This window comes from Gammaproteobacteria bacterium, from assembly GCA_024235095.1.
In the GTDB taxonomy this organism is placed as follows: Bacteria; Pseudomonadota; Gammaproteobacteria; order Competibacterales; family Competibacteraceae; genus UBA2383.
In genome coordinates this window covers 1,537,279-1,548,843 of the sequence record JACKNC010000001.1, presented here as the reverse complement: position 1 = coordinate 1,548,843, position 11,565 = coordinate 1,537,279, and the positions used below count along the sequence as shown (strand labels likewise).

Sequence of the window (11,565 nt, the reverse complement as noted above, 5' to 3'; positions counted from 1 at the left end):
TCACTTCATTTGTTGAATAGGGACGGTGCGTCAGGTGCATACTGCTGCATGACCTGCTCGACTGGACCGACCAGACGAATCACGCCGCGCTCCAGCCAGAGTACGCGGCTGCACAGGGCTTTAATGGACGCCGGGTTATGGGAAACCACCAGAATAGTCGAACCGCTTTGGCGGAATTTGCGGATGCGCGCCGCCGATTTCTGCTGAAAATGGGCATCGCCTACCGCCAGCACCTCGTCAATGATCAGCACCTCGGGTTGTACATCGGTCGCTACGGCAAAGCCCAGACGCGCCACCATGCCGCTGGAATAGGTGCGCACCGGCGCGTCGATGAAATCGCCAATCCCCGAGAAATCCACGATGCGATCAAGACGACGCACCATATCTCGGCGGCTGAAGCCGAGTACGGCCCCGTTCAGGAACACGTTCTCGCGTCCGGTCATTTCGTAATCGAAGCCGGCGCCCAGTTCCAGCAACGGCGCGACCCGACCCCGCAGGCGAACCCGGCCCTGCGTTGGGCGAATGACCTGGGCGATCACCTTGAGCAGGGTGCTCTTGCCTGCGCCATTCGGGCCGATAACGCCGACCGTTTCGCCTTGGTCAACCGAGAAGCTCAGATTGTTGAGTGCGTTGAAGTTGGAATAACGGACCCCGCGCCGCTGCAGCCAGCGAATGGCGTATTCCTGAAAAGTGGGAATCCGCTCATGTGGGATACGGAAGCGGACCGTCACCTGGTCGAGTTGAATCATCGGTGCGTCCATACTCAAAGCCGATAGGCCAGTAGATCAGCTTTGCGGGTAAACACCGTCCAGCCGGCCAACAGCGTAAGCAGGGCCAGTGTAGCCGTGGCAGCGATCAAACCGGCGTCGGGAACGGCGTTGGCGTAGATAGGCGTCCGAAATAGCTCAATGAACAGAAAAAACGGGTTGAGCACCATCCAGCCGCTCAGAGATTCGGGCAACACCGCGAGAGGGTACATAATCGGGGTCAGGAAGAACCCGGCTTGCACCAAAATCTGATAGATGTCGATAGAATCGGTAAAAAAAACGGAAGCCGTGGACAGCAGCAGCGCCAGACCGAGCGTAAAGAGGGCGAGGATCACGATGCTCACGGGCAGGAACAGCCAACTGGCGCTCACCGGGTGACCAAGAAACCATACGATCAGAGTCAACGGCAGAATCGAGACCAGGAAATTGACCAGACCGTTGCCGACCACGGCGACGACATAGGTGGCGCGAGGGATGTAAATACGCTTGAGCAGTCCACTGCCGGTGGCCATGACGCCCATAGCGTACTGTGTGGTCTGGGTCATGAAACTCCAGGCTAGCAGCCCGCTGAGCAGATAGACCGGGTAATGAGGCAGCGCCGATTTGAACATGGCGCCGAAGGCGACCGCCAGCACGATGGTTTGCAACAGGGGATTCAACAACATCCAGAAAACGCCAAGCATGGAGCGCTTGTAACGGTTTTTCAGAATGTTGCCGATCATCAGGAAAATCAGATCGCGATAGCGCAGAAGTTGAACGAACTCATCCACAAAAGGTGGCGGCCTTTGCGCGGAGTCATAGGTAAACGGGGGCTGCTCAGCCATACGGTTCCTCCAGCAGGCGTCGGTAGACGGCAATGGTCTCTTCAACACAGCGATCCCAGGAAAAGCGCCGGGCTTGTTCCATGCCTCGGTCACGGGCAACAGCGCGCCACGGTTCGTCACTGAGCAGGCGCTCCAGACCAGCAGTAAGGTCGTCGATGTCTTCGGGATCGATTAGCAGCGCCGCATCGCCTGCGACCTGTGGCAGTGAGGAACGGTGCGAGGACAGTGCGGGTAGGCCGCTGGCCATGGCTTCGAGCAGCGGCAGACCGAAACCTTCGTAAAGCGAGGGATAGGCGAAAGCATGAGCGCCGGCGTATAGGACTGGCAGATCATCCTGCGGTACATAGCCCAGCCGCCGGAGCTGACCGGTGCGCTCCAAGGGCGCCAGATGCCGTTCCAGTTCCGTGTTTAGCCAGCCTTTCGCTCCGACCAGCGCCAGCGGATGGCGCGCGCGTAGCGCTTCGGGCAATCGGGCATAGGCAATCAGCAGCCTCGGCAGATTCTTGCGCGGCTCCAAGGTCGATACAGCCAGCAGGTAGGTCAGTCCGTCGAGGTGGTAGCGGCTCAGCACTGGACGCAGAGTCGTCAGGTCGCGTGGATGAAAGACCTGGTCAACGCCCAGTGGCACGTCGACCACTTTGCCCGCCGGCACGCCAAGAATGTTGATAATCTCCTGGCGGATGAATTCGGAATCGCAAATGATGGCGGAGGCTTGAGTCAAGGTGCGCGGCATGTGGCGCTCCATGAACAGAATCCGCTCGCGGGGATGATGTTGCGGATAATGCAGGTAGGACAGGTCGTGAATGGTAGCGACGGCCGGCCCGTCGAAGGGTAGTAGAATGTAGTTGGGGGAATGTAGCAGGTAATGTTTTAACGCTCGCGTTTGCCAAAGAAAGGCGCGACTGCGCACCGCGCCATAAATATTCAACGCGAGGGGCTTGAAGGGAATCCAGCGGCGGATGCGAGCAATCGGTCGATTCGCGGCCAGCACCTGCTCGGGATCATCGATCCAGCGGTACGCCGAATAAAAGCGGGTTTCCTCAATCGCTGGATGCGCGCGCAACCCCCGGGCCAGTCGCAGCGCGTATTGACCGATGCCAGTCAGGGGGTGGGTGATGGCATCGACATTCAGAATCAGTTTCATAAAGGAAGGTGACCGTTTTCCTTGTCGGGTGCTTGCGGAATCGGGGGGGCAAAACGTTTCAGGAAATGCCTCTATTCAGCCCGATGGCAAAATCGAACTGTAAAGAATACCCGGAATGGCATTCATCGAAAAGCAACAGTAACGATGTCATCGTGTTTCATAGCCCCAATCTGCGGCGGTTTCGATGAAGTTCAGCGCCTCGCTTTCCTCTGGCGCATCGCGAAGACAGGAGTTAAAACCATACTGAAATTCATTAAAAAAGATTAGGCTAAGAGATAGCATATCCAAATTTAGAACACTACCCGTCAATTTGTGGCGCGGCAAGACCAGGGTTTCAGTCATCCCACGATTCTCCCGTTATCAGGCCACAATCAACACTGCTAATTCCTTCGGCCCATGCACCCCGAAGGTCAGGGTCAGCTCAATATCCGCCGTCTTGGACGGGCCGGAAATCAGCAAAGCGTTGGTCGGCATCCCCTGCTCCAGCCAGCCTTGCTGGTCGATGGCCTCGGCAAAGGTATTGAAAATCGTCCCGGCGTCCAGCACGGCGATATGCAGGCCCGGCGTCAGTGACAGCAAACGTGGTTCCGCCGCGCTGGGCCACAGGATCAACGCGCCGTTCTCGGCAATCGCGCTCCGCGTCGTAGTGATGCCGGCATCGATGTTGAACAGTCGCTCCTGGCATTGCTCGACCGGTTCGCTATAGGGAACCAGTGGCGGCAAATCTTCCTCCCAGGCCGCTTCCAAAGCTTGACCCAGCGGCGTCCCCGGCCCGTACAGTAACCCATTCAAGGCGCGGACGCGCAATCGAGCTTTCAATTCGTCAAGCCATGCGGCGCTGGACACAACCCACACCTCGGCGTGCATGGTCTCCAGCATCCGGCGCAAGCGGTCGATGCGTTCCTCCTGACTGAGCACTAACCCGGCGATTACGGGCGCATCGGGGACTTCAAAGGAACCTTGGGCGGTCGTAGCGCGCAAGCGGGACAGGATGTTGGCGCGGGCGTTAGCGGTCATGGTCGAGTCCTCGTTCCTGGGCCAGTTGATGCAAACTCTTCGGGGCAAACGGCGGCGAGGTGCGGGTGCGGGTCCATTCCTTGAGTGGCCCGATCATCGGCAGGTGCTGGCCAAGCTTACCCAGGATTTGGGAGCCGATCCGCGCCAGACCGGGACTGGTGTTATACAGCGCCCAGCTTTTCCAGCTCAGCGCCTCGACCGTCGTATAGCGGTAACCGTGGCCCTTGACATCATGCTCGGATTCACCCCGTGCGTAAGCCTCGTTACGCAACATGCGCAGAATTTCGGTAAAGGGGATTTTGACCGGACAGACCTCTTCGCACGCACCGCAGAAGGTGGAGGCGCTGGCCATCACCCCGGCCTCATCCAACCCTTCCAGTTGCGGCGTCAGGATCGAACCGATGGGGCCGGGATAAACATGGCCGTAGGCATGGCCGCCGAGCCGGGTATAGATCGGGCAGTGATTCAGACAGGCTCCGCAACGGATGCATTGCAAGGTGGCGCGGCGCTCGGGATCGCCGTAGATGCTGGAGCGTCCGTTGTCCAGGATCACCAAATGCACTTCCTGCGGGCCATCCCGTTCATCCAGCTGGCGCGGTGAAGTGATCATGTTGAAATAGGTGGTGATCGGCTGACCGGTCGCGGACCCGGTGAGCAGACGCAGGAGAGGCGGGACATCCTGCAACTTCTCCACCACCTTCTCCAGACCCATCAACGCGATATGCACCGGCGGCACGGTGGTGCACATCCGGCCATTTCCTTCATTTTCCACCAGGCACAACGTACCGGTTTCCGCAACCGCGAAATTGACCCCGCTGACACCCACTTCACCGGCCCGGAACTTTTCACGCAACTCCTGGCGAGCGATGGCGTTCAGCTCTTCAACAACCTCGGTATAAGGAGCATTCGGAATGCGGTCGTGGAACAAATGGGCGATTTGATCTTTGTTTTTGTGAATGGCCGGCACGATGATGTGCGAAGGCGTCTCACCGTCCAATTGAATGATGTACTCGCCCAGATCGGTCTCCAGCGCCTCGATGCCCTGCTCTTCCAGGAAATGATTAAGATGCATCTCCTCGGACACCATCGACTTGCCCTTGATAACCCGCTGCGCGCCATGCCGCCGGATGATGTCCAGGCAAATCGCGTTCGCTTCCGCAGTCGTTTCCGCCCAATGCACCTGAATGCCATTATCGGTGCAGCGCGCCTCCAGTTGTTCCAGCAATTCCGGTAACCGACTTAACGCTCGGCGGCGGATGCTCTGACCCTGGGTTCGCAATTGCTCAAAAGCTTCGGCATCGGCGAACAGGGCGCGGCGGCGCTGACTCAGGGTGGTCATCGCGCTGCGCAAATTGCGGCGCAATTGCCCGTCGTCCAGGGCCTTGGCGACACTGCGTTCAAATGCGACGACATCGGCGGTTTTGGTCATTGGATGCGCTCCAGAATGAATTCAGCCAGATGCTGGGCGGGAACATTCAACTGGCGGTAACCGAGCGTACCTGCGATGTTCAGCAAACAACCGCAATCGGTGGACAGCACCCGCGCTGCGCCGGTTTGCACAATGTCATTGACTTTGTCACCAGCCATCGCCGCCGAAATCGCCGGTTGCTTGACCGAGAACGTGCCGCCGAAACCGCAACATTCCCGCTCATTTTGCAACTCCACCAACTCCACCCGCTCCAGTTGCCCCAGCAACGTTTTGGCATAGGGGATAATCGCCATTTCCCGCAGGGCGTGGCAGGAGGAATGCCAGGTCACTTTGATCGGCTCGCCGCGATCCTCCAGGCGCACCTGGAGCACCTTGACCATGAATTCGCTCAACTCATAGATGCGGCTGGAAAAACGGCGCACTTCATCGAGGTCGGGTTCATGAGCGAACAGGTGAGGATATTGGTGTTTCAACATACCCGCGCAGGAGCCGGAAGGAACCACAATCGGATAGTCTTTGGGAAATGCCTTCAACTGATGGCGCGCGACCCGGCGGGCTTCGTCAGGGAAGCCGGAATTATGCGCCGGCTGACCGCAGCAGGATTGCGCCTGGGGAAAAATGACGTGTACGCCTTCCCGTTGCAACAACTCGATGCCCGCCAGTCCCGCCTGGGGAAAGCAGGCATCGATGACGCAAGTGCCGAAATAATAAACCTTGCCGGGACGGGGAATGGATGCAGGGGATGGGTCGTTCATGGCGGCGATCTCGCAGTTCGGGAGTCCCCTAAACTTTAGTTCAGCCGTTGCGAACTTACATTAGAAGCAGTTACCCGCGAATCAGCGTCCCAATACCGGCGTCGGTGAACAACTCCACCAGCGCCGCGTGTTCGATCCGCCCATCGATGATATGCGCCGCCTTGACGCCGGCGCGCACGGCATCCAGGGCGCAGGCGATCTTGGGCAGCATCCCGCCGTGGATTGTGCCGTCATCGATTAGCGCCTGCACCTGACGAGCGCCAAGACCGGTCAACAAATGGCCTTCCTGATCGAGTACGCCGGTTGTATCGGTCAGCAGAATCAGCTTCTCGGCGTGCAACACTTCGGCGATCTTACCGGCGACCAGATCAGCGTTAATGTTGTAGGACTCGCCTTCATTGCCCACTCCGATGGGCGCAATGATAGGGATAAAATCATCGTGAATCAGTGTGTTGATAATTGCTGCGTCGATGCTGGCCACTTCACCGACATGACCGATGTCGATAATTTCCGGGGCTTCCAGTTCGGGACTCTTGCGGGAAATGGTCAGTTTGCGCGCATGGATCAGGTCGCCGTCCTTGCCGGTCAATCCAACCGCACGACCACCATGCCGGTTGACGTTATTGACGATTTCCTTGTTGACCAGGCCACCGAGGACCATCTCGACCACATCCATGGTCTCGCTGTCCGTGACCCGCATGCCATCGACGAAACGGCTTTCCTTGCCGATGCGCTTGAGCAGTTGGCTGATCTGCGGGCCACCGCCATGCACCACAACCGGGTTAAACCCGACTAGCTTCATTAGCACGATGTCGCGGGCGAAACTGTTTTTCAGCTCGTCGCTTTCCATAGCGTTGCCGCCGTACTTGATTACGAAAGTTTTGCCGGCAAAGCGGCGGATATAGGGCAAAGATTCGGTAAGAATATGCGCCACATGGGTGGCGGCCTGGGCGTCAAGGGCCATAATGGGAGTCAACCTCTGGATAAAAAAGCGTCAAACTACAAAGCCAGGTAGCGTATCGAAAATCACTTTCTTATTCCATAACGGCTGATTTCTCCAACGGCACCATCAATGACTGCCAGCCCCAGGGCAATCCACGGCGTTCAAATCTCTCCTCACCCCCCTTTGCTAAAGGGGGGAATCCAGGGTTCGAAACTTATCGAGAAACGGTATTACTTCTTCAGCGCCAGAACACTTTGATTCAGCTCCTCGACGCGCCGGGTCAATTCCTGAATATCTTCCTGGGTGGGGACACCCAAGCGATGAAGCACTTGCGCAACCCGTTCCTGGAACAGCTCTTCCAGGCGATCAAACTGTTGACTCGCCTTTCCCTGGAGTTCAACGACCTTGCCCCTGGCTTCTTCGACCCGAGCCTCAGTCATTTCTCTGGCTCGTTTTTCAACCTGCTCGCCTTCCTTGACTAATGCTTGGAACAATTTTTCGCCTTCTTCCTGGGTCTTCGAAAAAGCCCCCAGACCGGCCAGCCAGATGCGATTGGCTGATTCGCGGATATTGGCGACGGCCGGAGCCTCGGTAATATTCTTCAACGCCACGCTTGCCATGATACTCTCCTCGACTCAAGGTCTTGATTCAGATGCCGGTTTCTCATGTTTCCCGGCGGGTTTCAACCTTTGTTGAGGTTACTTTAGCAAGCAAAATTAGAGCGAACATACTATTGAAACCAGGCATCAGGCTCCAGGCAAGCCATTCAATCCGCCAGTCGCCAATTCAGAATTTCCCCGGCCCGCAGTGGAATCAATTCGTCCTCGCCGAACGGGAAAGATTCGGGAATTGGATTTGCCCGGCGTTGCAGGGTGATTGTTGCAGTATTACGCGGTAGACCGTAAAAGTCCGCGCCATGGAAACTGGCAAAGGCTTCCAGTTTGTCCAGCACGCCGGCGGCCTCGAAAACCTCGGCATACAGTTCCAGCGCAGCGTGAGCGGTGTAGCAACCGGCGCAACCACAGGCGGTTTCCTTGCCTTGGCGCGGATGCGGGGCGCTGTCAGTGCCGAGAAAGAATTTGGAATTGCCGCTGGTCGCTGCTTTAATCAGCGCCTGGCGATGCCGCTCGCGTTTCAGCACCGGCAAACAGTAGTAGTGTGGGCGAACCCCGCCCTGAAAGAGCGCATTGCGGTTGTAGAGAAGATGATGAGCGGTGATGGTCGCCGCCACCATGGCCGGCGCATCCCTTACAAAATCGGCTGCTTCCTGCGTGGTAATATGTTCCATGATCACTTTCAGCTCCGGGAAATCATGGAGTAGTGGGATCAATACCCGCGCGATGAATACCGCCTCACGGTCAAAGATATCGACCGCAGGGTCGGTAACCTCGCCGTGAACCAGCAAGGGCATGCCCTGAGCCTGCATGGCCTCCAGTACGGGACTCGCTTTTTCGATGGCAGTGACGCCGGCGTCGGCATTGGTGGTAGCGCCCGCCGGGTAAAGCTTAACCGCATGGACATGACCCGAATCCTGGGCGCGGGCAATCTCGGCGGGCGATGTATGGTCGGTTAGATACAACGTCATCAGGGGCTGGAAATCCATCCCAGTGGGCGCCGCGTCCAAAATGCGCGTTCGGTAGGCCAACGCCTGTTCGGTCGTGGCGACCGGAGGGCGCAGGTTGGGCATGATGATCGCGCGGGCGAATTGCCGAGCGCTGTGCGGAACAACCGCGCGCAGCGCAGCGCCATCGCGAACATGAAGGTGCCAATCGTCGGGGCGGGTCAGCGTGAGCGTATTCATAACCGGTTCCTATAAATTGAGAGAGGGCTTCTCTCTCAAGCAAACCTCCTGTCCTCTCCGATCCCAAACGCATTCTCCACACAGCGCCCGCACAGTTCCGGGTGTTCGGCGTTTTGCCCCACATCCTTGCGATGATGCCAGCAGCGGACACACTTGTCATACGCGCTGGCTGTTACTTGAACCACCAGTGATTGACCGTTCACAGACAGCGTTTCAGCGTCTGCCGGCGCTTCGGTCAAGGGACGAACGCGGGCGTAGGATGTGATCAAAAAGAACCGCAACTCATCGGCCAGCCGTCCCAGATCCGCCGCCAGTTCGCCATCACAGTACACATCCACCTCGGCGTCCAGCGACGAGCCAATATCACCCGCGACCCGCGCCTGCTCCAGCTTCTTGCTCACGGCCTCGCGCACGGTGATCAGGCGCTCCCAGCAGGCGGCGTTCAACGACTCTGCGTCATCCACGGCGAACAAGCCTTCATACCAGGTCGCCAGGAACACCGAAGGACCGTGTTCGCCGGGTAGGTTCCGCCAGATTTCCTCAGCGGTGAAGCTGAGAATCGGCGCCAGCCAGCGGGTCATCGCTTCCAGAATATGGTGCATGGCGGTCTGCGCTGAACGCCGGGCGATGCTGTCGCGACCGGTGGTGTACTGGCGATCCTTGATGATGTCCAGGTACAAACTGCCCATGTCTACCGAGCAGAAGTTATGAATTTTCTGATAAATCAGATGGAAAACATACTGATCGTAAGCCTCCAGAATCTCCTCCTGCAAGCGCCGGGTGCGATCCACCGCCCAGCGATCCAGCGCCAGCATCTGTTCCGGAGGCACTTGATGCTGCACCGGATCGAAGCCGTTCAAATTCGCCAGCAGAAACCGGGCGGTGTTGCGCATCCGCCGATAGGAGTCTGCGGTGCGCTTGAGAATTTCGTCAGAAACGCCCATTTCAGCGCGATAATCCGTCGCCGCCACCCACAGGCGCAACACGTCAGCACCCAGCGAATTGACCACTTTCTGCGGCGCGACCACATTGCCCAGCGACTTGGACATCTTGCGGCCCTGGGCATCGACGGTGAAACCATGCGTTAATAACCCTTTATAGGGCGCAACTCCGCGCATGGCGGTTGACGCCAGCAGCGAGGACTGAAACCAACCGCGATGCTGATCCGAGCCTTCCAGGTACAGTTCCGCCGGAAAATGCAGTTCGGAACGCCGCTCCAGCACCGAAAGATGGGTCGTGCCGGAGTCGAACCACACATCCAACGTATCCGGCGCCTTGTCATACTCCGCCGCTTCTTCGCCCAGTAAATCCACCGGGTCCAGCCCGAACCAGGCGTCGATGCCGCCCTGTTCAATACGTTGCGCGACCTGCTCCATCAGTTCCTGGGTGCGCGGATGTAACTCCCCAGTTTTTTTATGAGTGAACAAGGTCATCGGTACGCCCCAATAGCGCTGGCGGGAGACGCACCAGTCCGGACGGTTAGCGACCATGCCCTGCAGTCGCGCCTCGCCCCAGTCCGGAGTGAAACGAACTTTTTTGATCTCTTCCAGGGCGCGGGCGCGCAGTCCGTGTTGATCCATGCCGATGAACCATTGCGACGTAGCGCGGAAAATGACTGGGGTCTTATGCCGCCAGCAATGTGGATAACTGTGCTTCAACCCAGCCACGCGCAACAACATGCCGTGCGCTTTGAGCGCGTCGATCACCCGTTCGTTGGCGGCGAAGACATGCAGCCCGGCGAACAGTGGGGTATCAGCCAAAAACTTGCCATCCGGGCCGACGGGATTCTCCACCGGCAATCCGTAGCGGGACCCGACCACATAGTCCTCCTGACCATGGGCCGGGGCGGTATGCACTGCGCCCGTGCCGGCTTCCGTGGTGACATGATCGCCAAGAATCACCGGAACTTCCCGGTCATAGAACGGATGGCGCAAGGCCAGCCCTTCCAGATCGTTGCCCAGGCCATGCGCCAATACCAGATAATCGTCGATCCTCCAGCGCGCCAGTGAGTCTTGCAATAGCGCCTCCGCAACCACCAACCGTTCTCGACCCTGGTCAGTCTCGACCTGAACCACCACATATTCCAGCCCCGGATTGAGCGCCACCGCCTGATTTGCCGGCAAGGTCCACGGCGTCGTCGTCCAGATCACTACTGATAAAGGTCCCTGACCGGTGTGGCCCTCGACATGCCGCAGCCGCGCCAGTAGCGCTTCAGAGTTCGCTACCGGAAAGCGCACGTCAATCGCTTGCGACTCGCGGTCTTCATATTCAACCTCGGCTTCCGCCAGCGATGAACCACAGTCAATGCACCAATACACCGGCTTCGAGCCGCGATAGAGATGGCCGTTAGCGATAATACGCGCCAGCGAGCGCACGATGTCGGCTTCAGCGCGGAAATCCATGGTCAGATAGGGATTCGCCCAGTCGCCGAGGATGCCTAAGCGCTGGAAATCCGCGCTCTGGCTGGCCACCTGCTCAGCGGCGAACGCCCGGCAGGCGTCGCGGAACTGATGAGCGTCCACTTTAACGCCCACTTTGCCCAGTTTCTTTTCCACCACCTGCTCAATCGGCAGTCCATGGCAATCCCAGCCCGGCACGTAGGGCGCGTCAAAGCCGCTCAGCGTCCTGGATTTAACAATGATGTCCTTAAGCACCTTGTTGACAGCGTGGCCGATATGAATCACCCCGTTGGCGTAGGGCGGGCCATCGTGCAGCACGAATTTAGGCCGGCCCGCAAATTCAACACGCTGACGAGGGTACAAATCCAGCTCCCGCCAATAACGCAGCAAATCCGGCTCGCGTCTGGCAAGGTCAGCCTTCATGGGAAAGGCGGTCTGGGGCAGGTTGAGAGTGTCTTTATAATCGGCCACGATGAACCTCTGGAA

The 11,565-nt window shown here is 58.3% G+C and carries 11 protein-coding genes; all 11 read right to left on the bottom strand.

The window, feature by feature from the left end; all coding sequences use genetic code 11:
- Positions 1 to 5 precede the first annotated feature (5 nt).
- The 11 genes from H6973_06860 to ileS all read right to left on the bottom strand — a co-directional run bounded on the left by H6973_06860 (position 6) and on the right by ileS (position 11,550).
- Positions 6 to 749, bottom strand: coding sequence for an ABC transporter ATP-binding protein (locus H6973_06860; GenBank protein ID MCP5125349.1), 744 nt, complete (start codon positions 747 to 749; stop codon positions 6 to 8).
- Positions 750 to 763: 14 nt separating this feature from the next.
- Positions 764 to 1,591: an ABC transporter permease gene (locus tag H6973_06855; GenBank protein ID MCP5125348.1), complete on the bottom strand. Its 828-nt coding sequence runs from the start codon at positions 1,589 to 1,591 to the stop codon at positions 764 to 766.
- Positions 1,584 to 2,735 (bottom strand): glycosyltransferase family 4 protein, encoded by a 1,152-nt coding sequence (locus H6973_06850; protein MCP5125347.1) that lies wholly within the window; start codon positions 2,733 to 2,735, stop codon positions 1,584 to 1,586. Before H6973_06850 ends, H6973_06855 begins: the two co-directional genes overlap by 8 nt.
- A gap of 147 nt (positions 2,736 to 2,882) precedes the next feature.
- Positions 2,883 to 3,077 (bottom strand): hypothetical protein, encoded by a 195-nt coding sequence (locus H6973_06845; GenBank protein MCP5125346.1) that lies wholly within the window; start codon positions 3,075 to 3,077, stop codon positions 2,883 to 2,885.
- Between the two features lie 18 nt (positions 3,078 to 3,095).
- Positions 3,096 to 3,752, bottom strand: coding sequence for a lactate utilization protein (locus H6973_06840; GenBank protein MCP5125345.1), 657 nt, complete (start codon positions 3,750 to 3,752; stop codon positions 3,096 to 3,098).
- Positions 3,742 to 5,181: an iron-sulfur cluster-binding protein gene (locus H6973_06835; GenBank protein ID MCP5125344.1), complete on the bottom strand. Its 1,440-nt coding sequence runs from the start codon at positions 5,179 to 5,181 to the stop codon at positions 3,742 to 3,744. Before H6973_06835 ends, H6973_06840 begins: the two co-directional genes overlap by 11 nt.
- Positions 5,178 to 5,936: a (Fe-S)-binding protein gene (locus tag H6973_06830; protein ID MCP5125343.1), complete on the bottom strand. Its 759-nt coding sequence runs from the start codon at positions 5,934 to 5,936 to the stop codon at positions 5,178 to 5,180. Before H6973_06830 ends, H6973_06835 begins: the two co-directional genes overlap by 4 nt.
- 70 nt (positions 5,937 to 6,006) lie before the next feature.
- Positions 6,007 to 6,900 carry an acetylglutamate kinase gene (gene argB, locus H6973_06825; protein MCP5125342.1) on the bottom strand — a complete coding sequence of 298 codons (894 nt, stop codon included), beginning with the start codon at positions 6,898 to 6,900 and terminating at the stop codon, positions 6,007 to 6,009.
- A gap of 209 nt (positions 6,901 to 7,109) precedes the next feature.
- Positions 7,110 to 7,499, bottom strand: a complete 390-nt coding sequence (locus H6973_06820; protein MCP5125341.1) for a phasin family protein — start codon at positions 7,497 to 7,499, stop codon at positions 7,110 to 7,112.
- 146 nt (positions 7,500 to 7,645) lie between these two features.
- Entirely contained in the window at positions 7,646 to 8,680 is a 1,035-nt protein-coding gene (gene pyrC, locus H6973_06815) for a dihydroorotase (protein ID MCP5125340.1), read from the bottom strand.
- 35 nt (positions 8,681 to 8,715) lie between these two features.
- Complete coding sequence (gene ileS / locus H6973_06810) at positions 8,716 to 11,550, bottom strand: isoleucine--tRNA ligase (protein MCP5125339.1); 2,835 nt, start codon at positions 11,548 to 11,550, stop codon at positions 8,716 to 8,718.
- Positions 11,551 to 11,565 lie beyond the last annotated feature (15 nt).